This window comes from Bacillus safensis FO-36b (assembly GCF_000691165.1).
Classification (GTDB): domain Bacteria; phylum Bacillota; class Bacilli; order Bacillales; family Bacillaceae; genus Bacillus; species Bacillus safensis.
Genome location: NZ_ASJD01000003.1, coordinates 67,971 through 90,302, shown reverse-complemented (window position 1 = coordinate 90,302; position 22,332 = coordinate 67,971). Strand labels below are relative to the sequence as shown.

The following is a 22,332-nucleotide window of genomic DNA, read 5'->3' as shown; positions in this document are numbered from 1 at the left end:
TTTATCTTACAAGCTGCTGTTGATAAAGCGCTAATTTTAAGTGATAGCTAAATAAAAATTCATATGCTTCTAATACTCGTTTTGCTTCAAAGGCTGTTTTTCCCCAGACCGTAATGCCATGATTGCGAATGAGTACAGCACCAGATGACGCCTCTAGTGTCAGATGTTTGGCAAATTGCTCTGCAAGCTGCGGAATATGAGCTGGATTTTCAATAATCGGAATCGACACTTCTGCATCCTCTTCCCAATAACCAAGCGCTTTGATGATTTCGTTGCCTTTAAAACGAATCTCTCCCTTATCCCCATACAGCTCTGACATCACATTATTATCGATTGTATGGACATGGAGGCAGCAGCCTGCTTTCGTCCGTTCATATACGTACGTGTGAAGCAGTGTTTCAGCTGATGGTCTAAGCGGCTCGTTCGGATCATGGGGCTGGCCTGCCGCATTTACTAGCACAAAATCTTCGTTTGTTTCTTTTCGTTTATCTTTGCCGCTTGCCGTCACCAAAAACGTGATTGGATCATCCGACACCTTGATTGATAAATTACCGCTTGTTCCGAAAAACCAATCTCTTTGAGCCAGTTCACGTTTAACGTCTGCTAGCTCCTGCCAGCGTTTGCTCTTTGCGTCTGCCATTCCTTCACTTCCTTTATTTGAACAAATTGCGCTTGTAGATCAATAAATGTGTCATATTCCTTGTGTACGAGCCCGAGCTCTTGACATTCATTGAGCAAGTAGTCGCGCGCAAACGTAAGATCCGCATGCTTCGCCGCCTCCACATCAGTCACTGAATCTCCGATCATGATGATGAAGTCATCCTCATGAGTCAGCTTTCGAATGATTGAGGGCTTGCAGCATCCGCAGCCATTTTGACATTGCTTATCGCAGGCATGCGGCCATTCAATCTGAATATGGTCTTCCACAAATGATGCATGGTTGCAATAAATATCGTCTCGATCGACAATGCCTTCGAGGATGGGGTAGACAAAAAAGTCCATCCCCCCGCTAAGTACATAGAAAGGAATATCTGATTTTTTTACCTCATCGACAAATTGCTTAAATCCTTCTCGAATCTCTGTATCCTCTAAAATAAATGATTGAATGGCATCCTTCTGATCACTTTTCAGTAATTGAAACATCTGCCCGACGCCTTCTTGAATGGTGATTTCCTTTGACAGGACACCATCCTTCAGCTTCGTCCATTCACTTGGTGCAAACTGTTTCATGATGCGGATGATATTATCATTTTTTGTAATTGTTCCATCAAAATCACAGCATACAATTGGTTTTTTCATTATTCTGCTACCCTTCCCCAAAGATCAAGTGCGGCTTTTAAGTCTTGGCAGGAAGCCGCCTTATCTTGGATGGACTCTTCATGTATCACGGCATCAATGATCGAACGAAATGCCTTCCCTCCTCCAATGGCTCCCCGCGGATGTCCGTGAATGCCTCCACCTGCATTTATCACATGATCAATTCCAAAATCTTTGATCAATACTGGTACCATTCCTGGATGAATGCCTGCTGACGGGACAGGGAATGTTTTTTGAACCGTATCCTCTTTTACGCAAGCTTCATAGATTCCAAAGGCATCTTTTTTCGAAAGAGCAACCGACCCATAAGGTGAGGGAAAGAGGCTCAAATCAGCGCCAGCATATCGATTTAATTTGCCTAAAAGAAGAGAATGCGAGAATCCATATTCAGGAGAGGATGTCAAAGCACCACTCACAGCGGGATGCGCCATAATCGGCAGTGGAATGTCTGGGTCCTCAGCTAGGCTTTGCATGACATCAAGGCCGTATGCAAAGACATTGAATAAGAGCGCATCTGCCCCAAGTTCAGCGGCCTTTCTCGCTCGATCCTTCAGGTCAAAGGTTCTGCCCGTTAAATTGACAGCATACAGTGTGCGGTGTCCTGTTTCTTCATAGGTTTCTTTTAAAATCGCTTTTCCTTCTTTGATTCGCTCTTCAAAAGGGGCTAATGGACTTTCGAATAAAATTTCATCGTCTTTGATGAAGTCAACCCCGCCTAATGCCTGTAAGCGGAGCTGCTCTTTTAAATCCTGCATATCACGGCCGATAACGCCTTTAAAAATACTCATCAATAATGGACGATCAAACACATTTACCTTTTTTCGTATGCCATCAATTCCAAATACAGGTCCTGGCAGGCTTTTTTTAAATTCTTCAGAAAATTGGATATCGACTAGCTTCACTTTTCCGTCTAGTGAAAGCTTTCCAAAAATCGTCGTAAAAACAGCTGGTAAATCAGCTGAAAAGTTTGCCTCAGGATAAGCAATGGTCACCTCTGATTGATAAAGGCCATTTTCGGCTGGAACAGCCTTTTCTAATACTTTTTCAACTCGGCCTTTATGCTTTTGAAGCTGCTCCTTTTTGAGCTGCGGCAAATCCGTCCATGATCCAACTGTTAAACCAAGCGCGATCTGCTCCGCTTTTCGATTTATTTGTTCATCCTCTCGATGTGTTAATACGTATGTTGCCAGTAATTCACTCACTAGGAATCCCCTTTCGATTGCGTCATGCATATGTTCAATAAAAAAACCTCTTCAAGTGCTTCATGAGCGCCTTAAAGAGGTTGTTTCGTGTCATTCATCCGAAGAATCTTATCTCTCAGCGCTTGCTGCAAGAATTAGCACCGTGCTTCATGGAAGTCGGTTGCCGGGCTTCATTGGGCTAGTCCCTCTGCCTACTCTTGATAAGAATATTCAATTTTCTTAAATATTGCCTGAATTATCGCACCATTTTTTTATGTTGTCAATGGCTTTTTTTCAAACAGCTTCAAAGCAGCGATGCGCTGAGCGGCTTCTTGTAACCGCTCCTCACTTGTTAGAAGCCCTACTCTCACGTACCCTTCACCGTGAGCACCAAAGCCATTGCCTGGCGCAACAACAACATGTGCCTTCTCTAATAATAAGTCAGAAAAGGCTTCAGATGTATATCCTTCCGGCACCTTTAACCAAGCAAAAAATGAACCCTTTGGTGCACTGACTTCCCAGCCAATTTCTTTGCAGGCAGCCATCCACACATTCCGCCTTTTCTCATATCCATCATTTTGCACCTGCACGCACGTTTGATCGCTTAATAGCGCTTCCGCTGCTGCATCTTGAGTGGCTTTAAACAGCGAGACAAACAGATGATCCTGATAAAGCTCAATTGCTTCAATAGCAGATGAATTTCCGGCTGCAAATCCTACTCTCCACCCTGCCATATTGTACGTTTTAGATAATGTGTAAATTTCTATTCCCGTCTCTTTCGCTCCCTCTACTTGCAGAAAGCTGAGCGGCTTTTCTCCATCAAATCCAATGCCGCCATATGCAAAATCATGGACTACACATAGCTCGTGATCTTTCGCAAACGTAACGGTTTCTTCAAAAAATGCACGGCTTGCCGTAGCCCCTGTCGGATTGTTGGGGTAATTTAAATACATTAATTTTGCCTTTTTCTTATCATCTTCAGGCAGCAAATCGAAGTCAGGTAAAAAATCATTTTTTTCAAGAAGTGGCATGGTTACCATATGCGCTCCAGCAAGCACAGCGCCTGACCAATAATCAGGATAACCAGGATCAGGGACAAGAAGCGTATCACCCGGATTCAGCAGACATTGCGGCAGCTCAACAAGCCCTGCTTTCCCGCCAAATAAAATCGCAATTTCCGTTTTTGGATCAAGTGCGACCCCATATTCTCTTTCATAAAAAGCGGCAGCAGCCTTTTTTAATTTCGCTGTTCCACGGAATGAGGAGTATTGATGATTTTCAGGTTTTGCTACCGCTTCCTGCATGGCTTTTACAATGTGCGGAGGAGTTGGCTGATCAGGATTTCCCTGCCCCAAATTAATGATATCTGCCCCTTCCCGCACTTTTTTCTGCACCTTTTGGACAAGGGACGCAAAAAATTGTTTCGGTAATTGTTTCAACACATCTGATTGCTGGAATTCCATTTCTTCACCTTCTATTCAAGTTACGTGACAATACAATCACTGTAATGGATTGTTTTATGAATTGTAAAGCAATTTTGAAAAAAGATTGACATGTAAAGCGCAGCTCTGATAATATCTTGAATTAAGAAATGCAATCAGACACGAAACAATTACATATTGATTTCTCTTATCGAGAGTTGGGCGAGGGATTTGGCCTTTTGACCCCAACAGCAACCGACCGTTAATACCACTGTGAAGTGGGGCGCAGCAAGTAACGCGCCAAGACAATTGTCTTATAGGGCACGGTGCTAATTCCATCAGACGTATGTGCTGAGAGATAAGAGAGGCTTTGAGCATACACACCATCAAGCCTCTTTCTCTCAGGAGAAAGAGGCTTTTTTATATGATTTGGAGGGGAAGCAATTGGTTACACTTACGGCATCATATGAAGAACTAACAGAAAGCTCGGCAGTTGCACTCGCAATTAGACTTGGCTTGATCCAAGAAAGCAGTCATTTGACATGTACTGAAATCGGTGACGGGAATTTAAATTACGTCTTTCATATTTATGATCACAAACAAGAAAAAGGATTGATCATCAAGCAGGCGCTGCCTTATGCAAAGGTGGTAGGGGAGAGCTGGCCGCTTACATTAGACCGGGCAAGAATTGAAAGTGCCGCCCTGATCAAGCAGTCAGAATATGCGCCTCACCTCGTACCAGCAGTCTATTATTCAGATACAGCTCTTGCAGTGACAGCCATGGAGGATCTCTCCCACTTAGAAATCGTCAGAAAAGGGCTAATTGCCGGAAAACAATATCCGCATTTATCTGATCATGTTGGAGAATTTTTAGGAAAAACACTTTTTTACACATCTGACTTTGCTACAAATCCTAAAATCAAAAAACAATTTGTGAAGCAATTTACGAACCCTGACCTGTGTGATATCACAGAAAAACTCGTCTTCACAGACCCTTTCTTCGATAGTGAAACAAATGACTTCGAAGAAGAATTAAGAGAATCAGCAGAAGCGCTTTGGGCAGATCTTGAAGTGCAAGCTAGGGCAGCAGAATTAAAGCGTATCTTCCTGACATCAGCTGAAACATTGGTTCATGGAGATCTTCATACAGGCAGTATTTTTGCAAATGAAACTGAAACGAAAATCATTGATCCAGAATTCGCGTTTTACGGTCCCTTCGGATTCGATATCGGCCACTTTATAGCCAATCTGTTCCTGAATGCTTTATCTCGCGAGAGTGAACACGAGCAGCAGCACCTTTTTGACCATGTCGTCAATGTATGGGCAACCTTCAAAGAAGTGTTCACAAAAGCTTGGAAAGAGGACAGCATTGAAGCGTTTAGTGTATCGGACAGCTTTTTAGAAACAACCTTTGACCGGATTTTAAAAGAAGCGACAGGCTTTGCCGGCTGTGAGCTTGTCCGCCGAACTATCGGTCTTGCTCATGCCGCTGATCTTGATGCGATTCCATCACCAACTAGACGGATTCAGCAGAAAAAAGCAGCACTGACACTTGGAAAAACATTTATCAAACAATATCATGCAGTGGAAACAGCGTCTGACCTCGTCGCATTATTCCAGCCATCTGTAAAGGAGTGACGGGTTTTGTCAAAAGAATTTGAAGTCCCCCGTTCTGTCGAATGGGAAGAAAACCGTATTAACATTTTAAATCAGCAAAAATTACCAACCGAAACCGTATTTGAGCATTTATATACGAAAGAAGATGTGTATGATGCGATTGTGTCATTAAAAGTACGCGGAGCGCCTGCGATTGGCATTACAGCAGCTTTTGGGCTGGCGCTTAGTGCACAAGCAATTGAAACAGAAGAATTGGATGTTTTTAAACAAGAAGTCTTTCGAATCAAAGAATATTTAAACAGTGCTCGTCCAACCGCTGTGAACCTCGCCTGGGCATTAGACCGGCTGCTGCAGCGCATTCAGCGTGCAGCATCAGTGAATGCAGCCAAAACAGACCTTGTGCATGAAGCCATTCAAATTCAAATAGAAGATGAAGAAACATGCAGACAAATCGGTCAAAATGCACTTCAGCTCTTTAAATCAGGTGACCGTATCATGACCATTTGTAATGCAGGCTCCATCGCAACGAGCCGGTATGGAACAGCTCTTGCTCCCTTTTATTTAGCCAAAAAGAAAAATCTTGATCTTCACATTTATGCATGTGAAACACGCCCTGTTCTTCAAGGCGCTCGTCTGACAACATGGGAGCTCATGCAAGGTGGCGTGGATGTGACGCTCATTACAGATAACATGGCAGCCCATACGATGAAGGAAAAGCAAATTTCTGCTGTCATTGTTGGAGCTGACCGTATCGCCCGTAATGGAGATACAGCGAATAAGATTGGAACGTTAGGTCTTGCCGTTCTAGCCAAGCATTTTAACATTCCGTTTTTTGTAGCAGCACCGCTTTCAACCTTTGATGTATCCACCCGCGACGGGTCAGATATTCCAATTGAAGAGCGCGACCCGCTGGAAGTAAAGGAATTAAACGGCGTCCCCATTGCACCGCCTGATGTTCAGGTATTTAATCCCGCCTTTGATGTCACTCCTCATCATCTTATTTCAGGCATCATTACAGAAAAGGGAATTATCACATCGAACTATGCAGAAGAGATTGATGCTCTTTTCGCCGAAAGCATCTCCCAGTGATCGCAAAAAAGCGCCGTGTTCTTGTCATTTAAGAGCACCGCGCTTTTTTGGTTCTTGATTCGTTTTTGTTAAGATTTCTTTTTTTTGTTCTTCTGTCAAAACGTTCATTTTGACACATAGTGACGTCACGGCATACATTTTGCCTTTTTTGCCCCAAAACATGCCAGCGCCCTCCTTTTTCCCTCAACCAACTTTTTTAGCTTAATAAAAGGATATGTCGCTTGACAAACATTCGGAACAGGTCAATCGATTTATTTTTGAACAAATGGGATGCCTTCTAATTCAAGGAGGACCGCTTTCATGTCTGTTTTCGATCCTGCATAGCCCGTCAGAGTCCGGTCTTTTCCAATCACCCTGTGACACGGGATAAAAATAGGTAATGCATTTCGTCTGTTAGCTTGTCCGATGGCTCTTACAGCCTTTGGATTGCCAATCGCTTCTGCAATGTCTGCATAGCTTTTTGATTCACCATATGGTATGGCTGACAATGCTTCCCACACCTGCTCTTGGAACGGAGAACCTGTTTGCTCGAGCGGGAGATCGAATACTTGCCGCTCACCTTTGAAATATTCATCTAGCTGCTTTTTCGCTTCTTGTAAGACAGGCGTATCTGCTTGCTTTAGATTCGCTGCCTGCTTTTTTGCTAAAAACGGTTCATCATCAAACATCACCTCGATGATGGCACCGTCCTTTTCTAGTATGTATAATTCCCCGATGGGTGCGTGATAGACGGTATAATACACGTTACTGCTCTCCTTCTTGTTTCTGCTGCCTAAGTGGCAGCGTGAGATGGAAGACGGTTCCTACGCCTTCCTCACTTTCTACCTCAATGGTTCCTTGATGCTCTTCAATAATTTTATAACTAACCATTAAGCCAAGTCCAGTTCCTCTTTCTTTCGTTGTATAAAAAGGCTCACCTAGACGCTTTAGCTTATCCTCTGCCATTCCGCAGCCTTCATCACGCAGTGAAATGACAATATGCTCCTCGCCCTTCCGCTGAATGCTCACATAGACATTTCCTTTGCGCGGCATGACTTCAATTGCATTTTTTAAAATGTTAATAAAGACCTGCTTTAATTGGTTTTGTTCACAATAAATGAGCGGAATCTCATCCAGCACATTGAGATGCATTTGAACATTGCCAAGATTCGCCTGTGCGTGCAGAAGATCCATCGTGTCTTTCACAATTTGCACCACATTTTTTTCTTCATATACAATGGCTTGCGGTTTCGCTAAAATCAAAAATTCGGTGATGATGGATTCAATCCTTTTCAGCTCTGATGTGATGACATTAAAATAGAGCGAATATTCCCCTTCTATATTTCCTTTTAACAGCTGAATGAAGCCTTTTAATGCTGTCATCGGGTTTCTAATTTCATGAGCAATTCCAGCGGCAAGCTCTCCGACCACATGAAGGGTATCTGATTTTCTCACCCGCTCTTCTAATTCCTTCCGCTCTGTCACATCTCTAAAGATCGCCAAATTCATATTATGGATAATGTTGCGTTTAAAAGAGAATTCCAGGATACGCTGATCTGGATGGTTCAGTACAAACGGAACCTCATTATCCATTTCATCTAATGACATCGCCTCGGCGGGCTGAGCCAAATTTTCTATTTGATAAGGGGCAAGGATGTGAAAAAGATTCATTTCTGTTAAATGATCGTCCTTCAATTGAAGCAGCTCGCTGGCAGATGGATTGACTTCAATGATTCGGTATTGATTATCAAAAAGAACAATGCCGTCCATTGAGCCATTAAATACTTTACGGAATTTGAGCTCACTTTCGCGCAGCTCCTGCTCCATTCTTTTTCGATCACTTACATTACGTAAAATGGTTAAGTGCTGTCCTTCTAATACCGCATGCTTTGAAGTAAACTCAAGCTCTTTATACTGTCCATTAGCCATTTTGAACAACAGCTCTTCCCTTATTTCATCATTCCGGATATAGCGTCTTCTTGTTGGTCTATATCTCTTATCAGATTTGACGAGAAAGTCGGTGAGTTTTTTGCCAATCAGCGAGTGCATCGGTAATTCAAAAATTCGGCAGGCTGATTCATTGGCTTTCACAATCTCTCCATCGTCCGCCCATATGATGATGGCATCCATTGCATTTTCAAAAATTTCTCTAAAGCGTTCTTCACTTTTTAACAGCTTCTCTTCCATCAGTCTTTTTTCTGTAATATCCCGCATGATGGACATATAAAAACCACTCATCACATTTGATGTAATGGTGAGTTCAAATAATTTTTGCTGGCCAGATTGAAGGGTAACAGGAAGCTCCCCTTTTGCTTTCCCTGTTTCTTTAAGTGACGTTAAAAGATGCTGCAAGGCGGGAAGATTTTCTTCTTCGACAAATTCATGTAAATAGCGATCGGTTAAATCAGTCTTTTGCAGCTCAAAGCTCTGACAAAAAGAATGATTCGCATCAATCATGCAGCCATCCTGATCAAAAATGACCATCCCGTCAATGGCTCGGTCAAACAAATCTTTGAACAGCTGCTCATTCATGGAGCGTTCTCGTTCTAATATTTTCTTTGAAGAAATATCTCGCATGACCACAATATATTGCTGACTCATGGTATCGTGCTCTGCGACAAATTCAATGTATTTTGTCTCACCATTTTCCAGCTGAATGGAGATCTCTCTTTTTAACGTACCTTTTCGAAAAAATAGATCGAGTGAGCATTCAATTTTATCTTTCGGGATGCCGTATAGGAAATCTAGAACGGATTTATTGAGGAGGTCTTCTTTCGGTGTCTGGACAAGCCTGCATGTTGCTTCGTTGGCTTGGATGATGTTGAGGTGCTGATCAAATATAAAAATAGCATCTAGCGTCTTATTTAATAGCATTTTTTGCTGCATTAACTCAGTTCGCAAATATTCGTTCTCTTTTTCTAATTTTCTGATATCTCCCGCAGGGGTTAACCTATTGCCATCGAGCGTTTCAGTCATTCTCTTACACTCCTTTTCCAGCCTCATTCCTCTACAATATTTCTACAATATTTTCATTGTTCCTTCATTTGACTCATAAAAAAAGATAACTTTTTACACGAAGACTGTCTCATTTATTTCATTTGGATGACAGGATTGTATAACGGTTCACTTTTCTTACGCTTCTTTTACAACCATTCTACAATTTCACTTCAAATAGCGAATTGAGCGAAAATGTATTTTAGAATGAGGCAAATAAGGGAACAGTGCACTTAGAACATTTATGTTTGAAATCGAGCAGGAAAGGTGATGTTATGGCATCTTCACGAGATAGTTATTTTGATAATGCGAAATTCCTTCTGATTTTTCTAGTTGTTTTTGGTCATTTGTTACGATCATTCATTCATGATAATGACTGGATGCTCTATTTATACAAGTTTATTTATACCTTTCACATGCCCGCCTTTATTTTAGTTTCTGGCTTTTTTGCAAAAGGGTTTAGAAAACCGGGCTTTATGAAAAAAGTCGCCGTTAAGCTGATCATCCCATATTTAATCTTTCAGGTGATCTATTCGGTTTACTATTATCTCTTGCAGGATCAAAGCATGGCCAATTTAAATCCAATTGATCCACAATGGTCCTTATGGTTTTTAATTAGTTTATTCTTTTGGAATTTGCTGCTCATTCCTTTTTCAAAACTGCCGTTTCACTGGGCGATGATCGTCAGTTTATCGATTGCTTTACTCGTCGGTTATGTGGACAGCATCAGCGATACACTCAGCTTATCACGTACGTTTGTCTTTTTGCCTATGTTTTTAGCTGGATTCTATTTAAAAAAGCAGCATTTTGAATTCATCCGTACAAGCAAAGGAAAGCTGGCAGCACTTTTTGTATTAATGGCTGTGTTCCTGTTTTGCTACTTCTATGAATTTGATTATTCCTTCTTATTTGGCTCAAAGTCGTATGCTTCTCTTGGGGATGAAGGAATGATTGCGGCGATGAAACGAATGGCATGGTATTTGCTTGCATTTGGCGCTACTTTCAGCTTCTTTGCATTAGTTCCAACACGCCGTTTCTTCTTTACAAAATGGGGAACAAGAACGTTATATGTTTATTTATTACACGGCTTTGTGATCAAGCTGCTAAGAACCACTTGGTTTGATGACTGGGCGCTAAATGCAGCAAGTGTACTCATTTTATTGCTGCTGACCATTCTGTTAACCTTTACCCTGTCTAGCACTTTTGTCAAAACCGTTGCACAGCCAGTGATCGAGCTCAAAATGACCCATCTCATGCGAACGATCACCGGCAGGCAAGGCAGTTATATCAAATAAAAACGATCCTTCATGGATCGTTTTTTCTATTTCTTATTCTGCTGACATGCATCATCTTTCTTTGGCTTTACCAACGTATCAATCCATTTGCTTCTGTTAATATCTCCAAGCTCACTGCCAAATTCCTCTTCTAAAATATCTGGGTCCATTGGCTTTTTATGGTCCTTCATCTCTTTGCTCTTCATATGCTTCTTAGTCACGAGATGCTCCCCCTTGTTTCCCTTTATGAGAATTTCGGTTTGCCTGACGATCTCTTGATTGTTCGTCAAATTGAGTTTGTCCTTGATCATGTGCCATACTTTCTGTCGGCGTCATATTATTTGTTAATGCTTCATTTTTCGCTGCTTTTCTTTTCATCTGAATTCAGTCCTTTTTTGACAGGTTTAGTTCTTCTCTTAATTGGTCAAGGAGTTCTTTCATTTGCTTGACCGTCACTGGCTTTTCCTCAGGTTTTAACTCATAGCCAATTTGCCCATTGGCTTCTAGCGTGGCTCTTTTGAGACTGCTGATGTCAGTGATGCCTTGCTGCTTTAAACGCATTTTAAATTGATCCCTTGTGAGCCTTGTTTTCTTCAGCTTATGATCAAGCATTTCGCCATCCTGTAGAATAACGACCGATTTTCCTGAAAGCAATTTTTCAAAAAAATCCGATTGAATCGACAGCTTCTCCATAATGACAAGTGCCACAATAAAGATGGTAGCTGCATAAATGGTTTCAAGTAAATTATGCTCAATAAAGGGTTGGATAATAATCGATCCGATTGAAATCATGATGACTGTTTGTTGTACAGTTAATTGACTAATCGATTTAGGCCCTGCTATTCTCAGCAGCAAGGTACCAACTAGCAGCATGACAATTGCTTTCCATAACACATCCAGCACGTCTCGTTCACCTCTTACCTATAGATTGCGAACATCCCATGTGATTTAGCCAGTTAGATAATGGAAATAAAAAAACAGCATTCGAATTGAATGCCGTAAGATGTTGACAAAGGGCCAAAATGAAGATCATTTTGGCCCTTTGTTTTCATTTCAGCGTGATAGAAAACCTTTTAAGTCTAGGAAGGACGAGCACCGGAACGGAGCGAATTTGACATTCGTGAGTACCGGAGCGCAGAACTGCGGGCGAATGCGAGGGTTTGTTTACACGCTGACAGCATTCAAATTGAATGCTGTTTAGCCAATAATGACGCGCTCTTTCGGATAATGATAATTTGCTTCGCTTTCTCTTCGGCCTATTAAATATAAAAAGCTTGGAATGCCGATCCGGCCAATAAACATGACAACCATGATGATACATTTACCAAACACAGTGAGATCTGAGGTGATCCCAAGCGACAGCCCCGTTGTTCCGAAAGCAGAGCAGACTTCAAATAAATTTTCAAGAAGTGTATTATGCTCTGTTAAGGATAACAGGAACGTAGCACCAAAGACCAAAATAAAGGCCATCATGGTTACCATAAGAGATTTATTAATATCCGCTTGATGAAGCTCTCTCTTGAAGATTTTAATGGACTTATTTCCCCTAGCAAAATGAAACAAGGCGAGTAAATTAAGAGCAAACGTAGTTGTCCGAATGCCGCCCCCCACAGAGCTTGGGGAAGCCCCGATAAACATGAGCATACATAAAAATAAAAGCGTCGGTTCCGTCAGCTGCGTAATATCTAACGTTGTCAGCCCCCCGCTTCTTGTTGCAGTCGATTGAAACAAAGAATAAAACAAGATTTCGTGCCAGCTTTTCCCTACAAAGCTAAACCCGGCTTCAAGTGCATATATTCCAATCGCTCCAACAACGACAAGGCCGCCGAACGTGAGCGTTGTGATTTTTGTAAACAATGAGAATGATGCGTGCTTTCGGTCCTGATTGAACAAATAATCCTTCACTTCCACGAGCACAGGAAAACCAATCGCTCCAAAGATGATCAGCAGCATCGTAATAAACTGGACGAAATAATCATCTTTGTAAGGAATAAGAGAACTCCCTGTAATATCGAAGCCCCCATTGGTTGTCGCACTAATACTTGAGAAGAAGCCATGTAAGAAAGCGCCTTGCACATCGTAATACTTGAGAAAATACATGCTTAAAATCAGCCCGCCGACAAACTCAATCAGCAAAATTAAATATAAGACCTGCTTCATTAGTTTCACAATTCCAGATAAATTGCTTTGGTTTTGATCTGCCATGATAAGCTTTCTTTCTTTAATTCCAATTCTTTTTCGCATAACTAGCCATACGAAAGTACCGAGCGTCATAATGCCGATGCCTCCGATTTGCAGAACAAATGCAAGGATCCACATCCCTGCCACACTAAATGTTTGTGAGGTGTCGACAACAGTCAGTCCTGTAACACTTACAGCACTCACCGCTGTAAACAAGGCATCAATGAATGTCCATTTGACTCCCTCTTGATGAGCCACTGGCAGGCTGAGAAGAATAAACGACACGGTCACAGCAAGAAAATAATAAAGGGCAATCAACTGAAAAGCTGACAGCCGGTCAATTAGCTTTTTTATAGGATTCATTGTCATTCCTTCTTTTATCTATCTTTTCGAATACCTTTATCATTTTAATGAAAAGAGACATGATTTTAAAGCTATTTTATGCTTTATTTTCTTTTTCATCAAAAAGAAAAGACATCCTGTTAAAGAATGTCTTTTTCCTCTTTCTTATTTTGCTTCTAGTCTTCTGATTCTTTCGTTTAAATCAGGGTGTGTTGAGAAAAGAGAAGCTTTTCGTTTACCGCTGATTTTAAGTGTAGCGACTGCTGTTTGATCATCATCTTTGATTCTTGACGTGTACGCCTCAAGTGAACGAAGCGCATGAATCATTTTATCTTTACCTGCAAGGTCGGCTCCGCCGCGGTCTGCATGGAATTCACGGTGTCTAGAATATGCAAACACGACAAGGCTTCCTAGGATAGAGAAAATGATTTGGAAAACAATCACAGCGATAAAATGAACAATCGGCACAAGCTCTTCGCGTGAAACAAAACGGCTAGCGATCCATGCCGCAATTCTTGAAAGGAACACAACAAACGTGTTGACGATTCCTTGAAGCAGCGTCATGGTCACCATGTCACCATTTGCAACGTGAGCGACTTCGTGGGCGATTACACCTTCAACTGCTGCATCATCCATTTCCTGAAGCAATCCAGTTGATACCGCAACAAGTGATCTTCTCTTAGAAGGACCTGTTGCAAAAGCATTTACTTCAGATGATTGATAAATACCAACCTCAGGCATTTTAGAAAGGCCTGCTGCTCTTGAAAGTCTGTGCACGCGGTCAACTAGCTGCTGCTCATCATATGTTAATGAATCCTTTTCTGGATTTAACACGCGTACACCCATCATCATTTTTGCCATCCAGCGAGACATTGCAAGTGACATAAACGAGCCAACAAAACCAACAACTGCACTGAATACAAGAAGATAAAGGATATCAAGTCTTCCGTCTGCTCCTATATAAGAACCAACACCAGTTGCTGCACTAATAACCGACAGTACAATACCAATCGTAGTGATAACAAGAATGTTCGTTAATATAAACAGAAATATTCTCTTACCCATACATAACCTCCGCTGTCATATTAAGTTCAAATGAACTTATTAATAAAATTATAAAAATAAACGTCTCAAATTGCAAGGAAAAAGGAATCACTTTCTTTGTTTATCATAACGGCTAAAGCCCCGTCACATCAATATTTACGACATTTGCCCCAGCAGAAAAGTGAACAAATTGTGACGCACAGGTCTGATTTTGAGTTTATTTTGCATTTTCATCAAAAAGAGACTATGATGTTGAATTAGATCAATAATCACGTTTTGACGTACAAATGAGGTGGAACATGGTTACTTTTAAATTAACGAGAATTGACATGACAAGACTTCTGTATTCTCTAAAAGGAGAGGGAGATCTGACTCCGCTTCAGCTTTTGAAACTATCTGTAAAAAATGGCAAGGATCATGACTATGATGAATTAAAGATCCCGTCTTTTTTTGAGAAGCTTGAACGGCGGAAGCAAAAATCAGAGCATGGTCTTTCTACAAATGAAATTGTTGAGCTTGGCAACTTGTGTGAGCTGACTTCTCTTAAATCGACGGCGATCCAAAATTGGATCAAACGTGATATTAAAGATATGATTGGCCATCCAGAGCTTGGCAAAAAGTACTCTATTGATCAGGTCGTTATTTTATTAATTGTCAGGGATTTAAAATCAGTTTTTGACTTCGATACCATACGTATGATCTTATCTGCCTTATTTAACACCATCACAGATCGAACAGATGATATTATTAGTCCAATCCGTTTTTATGAAGCATATGCGCACGTCCTTGATTTTATTTATCACCATACACAATTTCCATTAAAGGAAACAAATTTACAAGAAATAACCGAGGAGCAGACAGACAAGCTCCATGACGAGTTTACAGAATTGACGAAGAGCCAATGGAATTTGATTAAAGGGATTATCAGTTCTACCGTCTTCTCTGTCTTTACTTCTCATTTGCAAAGTACAGCTCAAGAAATGATGTATAATACGCTACAGCTGAATAAGGGATAAATAAGAACCGAGGTGACCTTCATCATCTCGGTTTTTTGTACAGCAATTGCCAGCATAATTGTACGGCTTTTTTTTCAAAATAAGAAGGCGCAACAAACATGAGGTGAAAGGAGGAATACGAACATGGCAAATCGAAATCAACTTCTTGTTCCTGGAGTAGAACAAGCTTTAGATCAATTTAAATACGAGATCGCTCAAGAATTTGGCGTCACTCTCGGTTCAGATACAGTTTCACGTGCAAACGGTTCTGTTGGCGGTGAAATCACAAAAAGACTCGTTCAACAGGCTCAATCACAAATGGGTAATCAATCTAAATCATGACATGGTGAAATACGCCGGAGCTATTCTGGCGTTTTTTTATTGTTGATATGTGTGCTCATGCCGGTTCTCGCGATAAGGAAACGGTGCACCTTTCCCTTTTTGCTTTGCATGTTCTCTTTTTTGTTCAGCGGATGGATTGTTCTGATGCCTGCCGTTTTTTTTTGCGTGTTTTTCTGCATCACCACGTGATGTACCGTTCCAGTGTCTTCTTTCATCAGGATCAGTTGAGTGATTTTTTTTTTGCTCTTTATCGAAAGAATGATCCTTTTCTTCCTTTATGTTGTTGTCTTTGCTTTCATTATCAGGTTTTTGAGGCTTTTGAACAGATCCTTGCTCTTCCCTCTCTGCCTCCTTCTGCTCTTTGTGCTCAGCTTCAGGAGCCTCTTGATCTGGCTGCATCTCTTCGCTATCGTCTGTCTTTACGTCTTCTTGATTGTCTTTATCTGCTTGTTCTTCTTCATGTTTCTTAGGATCTTCTTCCTTCACAGCATCGTTCTCTGCTGCATCTTCATCCTTTTTGATGTCTTCATGTTCTTTATTTTGCATTTCTTGATTTCTAATATATGTTCCTGTTGAAATGCCTGCCTTTTGAGCTTTTTCTCTTGTTTCCAGGTCACTTTCCACAGTTTCCAGCTTATAATTGCGTTTTTGATATTCACCAGAAATGGTGTTAATTTTGCTTTTTACGTTTGTTTTATATGTATTGTCCTGCTTGTTTTCATAAACGGTTGAAATATAAATACTTTTAGAATTGTTCACATATCCTTTTTTGTCACAGTCATCTATAATTTCCTGCACGACTTTGGTCATGTCGTTTTTTTCTAAATCCTTCATACTCGCCAGTACTTGCTTTGCATCTTTATTCAGCGGTGTGACACCGATCACTTGATAATTGTGATCAAGCTTCAGCTCAAAGCTTGGATTAATGTCAATTGTCATATACGCATATGCTTTTTGACTTGAGAAAGATGGCATCATAGTAAAAATTACGACAATAATCGCTGCTATTGATAGGATTCCTGCATTTAACGGACGTAAACGAAGCAGGTCAAAAAAACCGGCTCTTTTTCTTTCGAGACGTGATTCATTCGGAAAAGTCACTTCTTGGCCGATTTCATAGTTTTGCTCTTCATATTTTGTCCGCAGAAATTGTCCATCAGGGGTCAGCAGCGTGACATATTTTTTGTTTTTCTCTACTATAATGCCTCTTCTCATGAATTAAGCACCCCTTTAAGGTAATCTTTCAAATACACATAATCACCTGTCATAATGATCGCCATCGCAATGATATATTTTCTATTTCTCTCAATCGTTTTGCGGCTGACTTCCACTAGCTTTTCCAGCTGTTTGACAGGCAATTGTTTTTTCTGAAATAAAATGGTTCTCAGCTCATCGTGTTCAACGAGTGTATGGGCTACTTTAATGGCATTTTGCCTGGCATCTGCATGCTTTGGTGAATGCTCAAGCAGCTCTTGAAACGTGAGACCGTAAACTTTCAATCGTTCTTTAAAATGTTCAATCTCTTCTCTTCTATGTTCTTGTTCAATTAAACGCCTATATTCATTTGCAGAGAGCTCTGCTTCAATCATGCTTTGAGAGTATTCGCCATTCTCACTTTCTTGCAGGTCCATTTGAACCGTTGGCGCATTTCTTGCTTCTTTTCGAATATAGTCAATCACTTTTCTTTTAATAATTAATTCTGCGAAAGCAAGCAGTGAGTTTCCTTTTTCGGCAGAGTATTTTTCTATCGCTTCATTAAAGGCTATTAAGCCTATGCTGAATTCATCATCTTTTTCATCTATATATCGTTTACAAACGGATGAAACCGTCTTAGCGACAAATGGTTTGTATTGCTCTATTAATGCATTTTGCAGTTCGATATCACCTTGTTGAATACTGATAGCCGACTGCTCTAATGTTTGCTTTTTCTTTCCTTTTTTAAACAAAAGGCTAAGCAATGGTTTCACCTCAGTTCTCCCTATATTACTCATTTATGATAGCTAATTTATGAGGGAAGCGCAAAGGAAGAAATGAGGAATTCATTTCCTGTTACTCAATTATGACATGTATGTCACCATCTACTTTACAATGTTTCGTCTAAAAGCAAAGAAATAAGGGGGTATCTCCCCCTTATTTGTAATATACGTGTTATGAAAATGAAATGATATTTCTTTCAAAAAACCTACTCTCCCAGGCGTGCCTCTTGTTTCTCCTCGTTTTCCTGCCCGCCTTTTCTTGATGGACTTGATAAAAACCAGCCAAATGCTGCAATTGCGAGAAGCACTGTCCAGAAAATGACTTTCCATAATGCTGAATGGATAAAGTGAGACGATACAACCCCGATGGCTGGATGTGACAGTGTATAAAGCGTGAGCTTCACACCCACCCATCCGACAATGACAAATGCTGCCGTTTCTAGGCTCGGTCTTGTTTTGAGCAGTTTCACAAAGACCGTTGCTGCAAATCGCATAATAATAAGACCAATGATACCGCCTAATAGAATAACAATAAATTGACCGCCATCGAGTCCACCGATTTGCGGAAGACTCGTTTTTGGCAGTGTCACAGCTAAAGCGACTGCCGCTAAAATGGAATCTACGGCAAAAGCAATGTCGGCAAGCTCTACTTTCACGACTGTTGCCCAGAAGCCGCTTTGTTTCACATTTGTTTCCGTTTCTTTTTTCTTAAATACGTGCGATTTTAAAATATGGTGAATGGAAATATAAAGAAGATAAATGGCACCAATGGCTTGAACTTGCCACACATCCACTAAAAAAGAAATAAGAAACAGAGAACCAAACCGCATGACAAACGCACCTGCAAGTCCGTAAAACAGTGCCTTTTTTCTTTGTTTTTCAGGAAGGTGTTTGACCATCACGGCCATGACCAGTGCGTTATCAGCTGCTAAAATCCCTTCTAATCCAATCAGTACGAGCAGAACCCACCCGTACTCTAAAATAATAGCTGCATCCATCATCATTCCTCCTTGTTTTTATCTATTGTCCCACAACAGACAAAGGCTTATGAATGCAAAAAAGACCTTTGCCTGTAATGGCAAAGGTCTTGCTAGACATGTGATATGTAGAATCATGCCAACAAAGCCGATGAACATCAGTCCATGTAATGACGACTTTGTTTCCGGTAAAAACCGGACGCTACTCCCCTTTGGCGGGATTTAGAATATTTAGATTACTTATATCTTAATCAATAGACACTGAATTGTCAACAGGTGACTTTCTGTTCGATCCATTGATTAGGCAGTTGGCGTTTCTGTTTTTCTTTTTCTTCGTTTTATAAATAGGTACAGAACAAACAATAACACAACACCGATTCCAATTGGTAAAAGATAAGGATCTAACATAGCGCCAACCTCTTTCCAGTTCTCCCCAAGCATAAACCCAAGATACACATACACAAACGTAATTGGTGTAATCGCCAAAAACGTATACAGGCAAAAGACCCACACATTCATCTTAGCAATACCGCACGGGATGGAGATCAGTGTTCTGACTCCTGGTATAAACCGGCCGCTGAATGCGACCAATCCGCCATGCTTTTCAAAGAAAGCATCCGATTTATCAAGTGACTCAGGTTTTATAAAAAAGTACTTTCCATATTTATTTAAAAAGGGTCTGCCGCCGTAACGTCCTAACCAGTACAAGGTCAACGGGCCAGCCACGCCGCCAATGGAGCCGGCCGCCACAACACCGATAAAGGCCATGTCCCCTTCTGAGACCCAGTAACCCGCAAGAGGCAAAACCACTTCAGCAGGTACAAATTCAATGCATAATGCGAGGAAGATGCCAAAGTATGACAAGTTCTTAAAGGCATCAGCTAATGAAATAATAAAATCTTCGATGTTTATCAATCCCTTTCACACATAATCATTTGACTGATTCTATCTCTTTTAGAATCACACCATATATTAAACGAATAAAACCGAAGAAACGATTCACTTTTCATCGTTTTTTTACATTAAATTTGATTTTACTATAAAAGAAGGATGAAAAAAACGTTGATTGTTTTATTTAAGTGAAGGAAAGGTGAACACAGAAGCCATTCGATCCGATATATTAAGTATATGTCTGTTTTAAGATACAGGAGGTTTTCTTACATGACCCATTTAACAGGAAGCTACAATGGATGGCTTGTCTTTCTGTCAATCGCTGTCGCCGCTGTCGCCTCCTACTCAGCTCTTCATATAGCCAGCAGGGTAGCACAGTCAAGCGGTGCAAAGAAAAAGGTATGGCTGCTCATTGGTGCAATGATCATGGGAATGGGGATATGGTCGATGCATTTTATTGGCATGATGGCATTTCAAATGCGTGTTGGCATTACATATGATACGTCCTTACTGATTTTATCGATTTTGGCCTCATTTATCGGATCCTTGATTGCTTTTTCAATATGCATTCAAAAGCAGGTCTCTAGAAGAAGGCTGCTCATTAGTTCAATCACTATAGGTACAGCTATTTGCAGCATGCATTATCTTGGAATGGAATCAATGGCCAATGTCTCAATCAGCTATGATCCAGTCCTCTTTTTTCTTTCATTTTTCATCGCTGCCATTGCCTCCTACTTTTCATTGAAGCTCTTCTTTCGTGTTGAGCACATGAAAAGTAAACGGAAGAATTATCTTTTAAAGAGCCTTGGTTCAATGTTGATGGGCGGTGCTATAGCAGGCATGCATTATACTGGTATGGCTGCCTCTACCATGTTTTATCATTCAAATGGACAGGCCGCTGCAGGCGGCTATCTTGAAATGTCGCCATTCAGTCTGTCGATTTTCATCGGATTGATGACACTTATTGTTCAAACGCTGATGATCTTTGGTGCCTATATTGATCACCGGATCATGACGCAGTCAGATCAGCTGAAAGAAAATGAACAGCGGTTTCAATCGCTCATCAAACATAATATAGACGGCATTATCGTGTTATCTGTCGATCAAAAGGTTCTTTCTGCAAATGACTCTGGTAAACAAATCTTAGAGTTGTGCAATTCTAAGATTGGTGATGATGTCAGCCAATATGTGATGCCGACTGAGTTGTGGGAAGAATTTATTTCTCAGTCAAAAAAGGCCATCACACGCGAAGCAGAACTGAAAGCAGCAGATCGTTTTTATTATTATCATGTCACTTACATACCTGTTCATGTGAACAATTCACTCGACAGCATTTATCTTGTTTTAAAAGATTTAACACAGCAGCGGATTGCAGAAAAAGAAATTCATGTGATGGCACATTATGATGCACTAACAGAGCTTCCTAACCGCCGCCACGGCATCAATCATTTAAATGATGTTCTCTCCGCTCAAGAAAAGTCAAAAACATCAACAGCGGTTCTGTTTCTGGACTTAAATCGTTTTAAAATTATTAATGATGCACTTGGTCATAACATAGGAGACTTACTGCTGAAAGCTGCCGCAAACAGACTAACGCAATGTTTACCGGACAATGGCTTTATCGCAAGACTTGGCGGTGATGAATTTTTAATGATCTTTCCCCACATGGATCATGATACACATAAAATCGAACAATTTTCTAAAAATATCATCCATCAATTTGAACGTCCTTTTTTCATCCAGAACCATCAGCTCATTACATCGATCAGCATTGGAATCGCTATCTCTCCGCAAAATGGAAAAAACGGGATGGAACTGATGAGAAAAGCCGATATGGCCATGTATTTATCCAAAAAACATAAGCAAAGCCGTTATGAATTCTTTACCGAATCCATGGAAAGATTGAGTGAGGACAGGTTAAACCGGGAGCTGGAGCTGAGGGATGCCATTCAAAGAGAACAATTTGTCCTTCACTACCAGCCGCAAGTCAGTGCCAAAACAAGAAAAATGACTGGGGTTGAAGCCCTTTTGAGAATGAAGGCACCAGATGGTTCCTTAAAGTCACCTGAAGCTTTTATTGAGCTGGCAGAGGAATCAGGACTGATCATCGATATTGGCAGATGGGTCATTGATACGGCTGGCAAGCAGGCAAAAATGTGGTATGACGATGGGCTGAAGATTCCTGTGGCTGTCAATTTATCTGCGAAACAATTCAATTCTGAAGACTTAATTGATTTGATCAAGCTCACACTGAAAAAATACGACCTGAAACCGTCACTCTTGGAGCTTGAAGTCACAGAAAGTATGACAATGGACAATATCAAGCAATCAAAACAGGTGTTAACGTCGCTGAAACAGCTTGGCGTCCGCATTAGTATTGATGATTTCGGTACAGGCCACAGCTCATTAAGCTATTTAAAGGATTTACCGATTCATCGACTGAAAATTGATAAATCCTTTATAGAGGATATTTTAAGTGATTCAAAGTCTGAACAGATTACAGGGGCTATTATAGCGATGGGACATCAATTATCTCTCGAAGTGATAGCAGAAGGTGTTGAAACATTTGCACAGGCTCAGCTATTATCTGCCCAGGGCTGTGACGACCTGCAAGGGTTTTATTATGCCAAGCCGCTGCCAGCAAGCGATATTGAAAAATTCATCGCCTATCCGGCGCTGCTTGACACATAAAAAAGGTGCCATCATTGGCAC

At 40.9% G+C, this 22,332-nt stretch carries 22 protein-coding genes and 3 riboswitches; of the genes, 6 read left to right on the top strand and 16 right to left on the bottom strand.

Annotation, left to right across the window (positions count from 1 at the left end):
- Position 1: 1 nt before the first annotated feature.
- The 4 genes from BA81_RS08320 to BA81_RS08305 form a co-directional block, all read right to left on the bottom strand.
- The gene (locus BA81_RS08320; RefSeq protein WP_034281536.1) at positions 2–640 is read right to left on the bottom strand and encodes a methylthioribulose 1-phosphate dehydratase; all 639 of its coding nucleotides are present in this window, start codon (positions 638–640) and stop codon (positions 2–4) included.
- Positions 604–1,299 (bottom strand): 2-hydroxy-3-keto-5-methylthiopentenyl-1-phosphate phosphatase, encoded by a 696-nt coding sequence (locus BA81_RS08315; protein WP_034281534.1) that lies wholly within the window; start codon positions 1,297–1,299, stop codon positions 604–606. The genes BA81_RS08320 and BA81_RS08315 overlap by 37 nt, the downstream gene beginning before the upstream one ends.
- Positions 1,299–2,519, bottom strand: a complete 1,221-nt coding sequence (gene mtnW, locus BA81_RS08310) for a 2,3-diketo-5-methylthiopentyl-1-phosphate enolase (protein WP_034281533.1) — start codon at positions 2,517–2,519, stop codon at positions 1,299–1,301. Before mtnW ends, BA81_RS08315 begins: the two co-directional genes overlap by 1 nt.
- 105 nt (positions 2,520–2,624) lie before the next feature.
- A riboswitch (SAM riboswitch) is annotated at positions 2,625–2,726 on the bottom strand.
- 44 nt (positions 2,727–2,770) lie between these two features.
- Complete coding sequence (locus tag BA81_RS08305) at positions 2,771–3,961, bottom strand: pyridoxal phosphate-dependent aminotransferase (protein ID WP_034281532.1); 1,191 nt, start codon at positions 3,959–3,961, stop codon at positions 2,771–2,773.
- Positions 3,962–4,125: 164 nt separating this feature from the next.
- A riboswitch (SAM riboswitch) is annotated at positions 4,126–4,283 on the top strand.
- Between the two features lie 80 nt (positions 4,284–4,363).
- On the opposite strand from BA81_RS08305, the gene mtnK reads away from it, so the two are divergent.
- Together mtnK and mtnA are read left to right on the top strand one after the other, a co-directional pair.
- On the top strand, positions 4,364–5,557 hold the full coding sequence (gene mtnK, locus BA81_RS08300) for an S-methyl-5-thioribose kinase (protein WP_034281531.1): 1,194 nt from the start codon (positions 4,364–4,366) through the stop codon (positions 5,555–5,557).
- Between the two features lie 6 nt (positions 5,558–5,563).
- Positions 5,564–6,625, top strand: a complete 1,062-nt coding sequence (gene mtnA / locus BA81_RS08295; RefSeq protein ID WP_034281530.1) for an S-methyl-5-thioribose-1-phosphate isomerase — start codon at positions 5,564–5,566, stop codon at positions 6,623–6,625.
- A 24-nt stretch (positions 6,626–6,649) separates the two neighbouring features.
- Here the strand turns inward: mtnA and BA81_RS19740 are convergent, their stop codons facing one another.
- From BA81_RS19740 to BA81_RS08285, 3 genes are all read right to left on the bottom strand, one after another.
- Positions 6,650–6,787, bottom strand: a complete 138-nt coding sequence (locus tag BA81_RS19740; protein ID WP_165585032.1) for a hypothetical protein — start codon at positions 6,785–6,787, stop codon at positions 6,650–6,652.
- Between the two features lie 89 nt (positions 6,788–6,876).
- Positions 6,877–7,368: a methylated-DNA--[protein]-cysteine S-methyltransferase gene (locus BA81_RS08290; RefSeq protein WP_034281529.1), complete on the bottom strand. Its 492-nt coding sequence runs from the start codon at positions 7,366–7,368 to the stop codon at positions 6,877–6,879.
- 1 nt (position 7,369) lies between these two features.
- On the bottom strand, positions 7,370–9,580 hold the full coding sequence (locus tag BA81_RS08285) for a PAS domain-containing sensor histidine kinase (RefSeq protein WP_034281528.1): 2,211 nt from the start codon (positions 9,578–9,580) through the stop codon (positions 7,370–7,372).
- A gap of 293 nt (positions 9,581–9,873) precedes the next feature.
- On the opposite strand from BA81_RS08285, the gene BA81_RS08280 reads away from it, so the two are divergent.
- Positions 9,874–10,893, top strand: a complete 1,020-nt coding sequence (locus BA81_RS08280) for an acyltransferase family protein (RefSeq protein ID WP_024426826.1) — start codon at positions 9,874–9,876, stop codon at positions 10,891–10,893.
- A gap of 26 nt (positions 10,894–10,919) precedes the next feature.
- Here the strand turns inward: BA81_RS08280 and BA81_RS19735 are convergent, their stop codons facing one another.
- From BA81_RS19735 to htpX, 5 genes are all read right to left on the bottom strand, one after another.
- Positions 10,920–11,093: a hypothetical protein gene (locus BA81_RS19735; RefSeq protein WP_169737550.1), complete on the bottom strand. Its 174-nt coding sequence runs from the start codon at positions 11,091–11,093 to the stop codon at positions 10,920–10,922.
- Positions 11,086–11,250, bottom strand: a complete 165-nt coding sequence (locus BA81_RS19730) for a hypothetical protein (RefSeq protein ID WP_087975542.1) — start codon at positions 11,248–11,250, stop codon at positions 11,086–11,088. Before BA81_RS19730 ends, BA81_RS19735 begins: the two co-directional genes overlap by 8 nt.
- Before the next feature lie 6 nt (positions 11,251–11,256).
- Positions 11,257–11,775: a DUF421 domain-containing protein gene (locus BA81_RS08275; protein ID WP_034281527.1), complete on the bottom strand. Its 519-nt coding sequence runs from the start codon at positions 11,773–11,775 to the stop codon at positions 11,257–11,259.
- Positions 11,776–12,069: 294 nt separating this feature from the next.
- On the bottom strand, positions 12,070–13,416 hold the full coding sequence (locus BA81_RS08265; protein ID WP_080701186.1) for a TrkH family potassium uptake protein: 1,347 nt from the start codon (positions 13,414–13,416) through the stop codon (positions 12,070–12,072).
- A gap of 144 nt (positions 13,417–13,560) precedes the next feature.
- Positions 13,561–14,460, bottom strand: a complete 900-nt coding sequence (htpX, locus tag BA81_RS08260; RefSeq protein WP_034281524.1) for a protease HtpX — start codon at positions 14,458–14,460, stop codon at positions 13,561–13,563.
- 278 nt (positions 14,461–14,738) lie between these two features.
- Here htpX and BA81_RS08255 point away from each other — a divergent pair, with 278 nt between their 5' ends.
- Together BA81_RS08255 and BA81_RS08250 are read left to right on the top strand one after the other, a co-directional pair.
- Positions 14,739–15,455: a DUF1836 domain-containing protein gene (locus tag BA81_RS08255; RefSeq protein WP_034281523.1), complete on the top strand. Its 717-nt coding sequence runs from the start codon at positions 14,739–14,741 to the stop codon at positions 15,453–15,455.
- Positions 15,456–15,578: 123 nt separating this feature from the next.
- Positions 15,579–15,776: an alpha/beta-type small acid-soluble spore protein gene (locus BA81_RS08250; RefSeq protein ID WP_034281522.1), complete on the top strand. Its 198-nt coding sequence runs from the start codon at positions 15,579–15,581 to the stop codon at positions 15,774–15,776.
- Between the two features lie 36 nt (positions 15,777–15,812).
- Here the strand turns inward: BA81_RS08250 and BA81_RS08245 are convergent, their stop codons facing one another.
- From BA81_RS08245 to BA81_RS08230, 4 genes are all read right to left on the bottom strand, one after another.
- Positions 15,813–16,991: an anti-sigma factor domain-containing protein gene (locus BA81_RS08245; protein ID WP_034281521.1), complete on the bottom strand. Its 1,179-nt coding sequence runs from the start codon at positions 16,989–16,991 to the stop codon at positions 15,813–15,815.
- Complete coding sequence (gene sigI / locus BA81_RS08240) at positions 16,988–17,743, bottom strand: RNA polymerase sigma factor SigI (RefSeq protein WP_003210952.1); 756 nt, start codon at positions 17,741–17,743, stop codon at positions 16,988–16,990. The genes BA81_RS08245 and sigI overlap by 4 nt, the downstream gene beginning before the upstream one ends.
- 215 nt (positions 17,744–17,958) lie before the next feature.
- On the bottom strand, positions 17,959–18,750 hold the full coding sequence (locus BA81_RS08235) for a TerC family protein (protein WP_034281520.1): 792 nt from the start codon (positions 18,748–18,750) through the stop codon (positions 17,959–17,961).
- A gap of 31 nt (positions 18,751–18,781) precedes the next feature.
- Positions 18,782–18,952, bottom strand: a riboswitch (yybP-ykoY riboswitch).
- A 77-nt stretch (positions 18,953–19,029) separates the two neighbouring features.
- Positions 19,030–19,644, bottom strand: coding sequence for a DedA family protein (locus BA81_RS08230; protein ID WP_034281519.1), 615 nt, complete (start codon positions 19,642–19,644; stop codon positions 19,030–19,032).
- 246 nt (positions 19,645–19,890) lie between these two features.
- Between BA81_RS08230 and BA81_RS08225 the strand changes: the two genes are divergently transcribed.
- Positions 19,891–22,311, top strand: coding sequence for a bifunctional diguanylate cyclase/phosphodiesterase (locus BA81_RS08225; protein ID WP_034281518.1), 2,421 nt, complete (start codon positions 19,891–19,893; stop codon positions 22,309–22,311).
- Positions 22,312–22,332 lie beyond the last annotated feature (21 nt).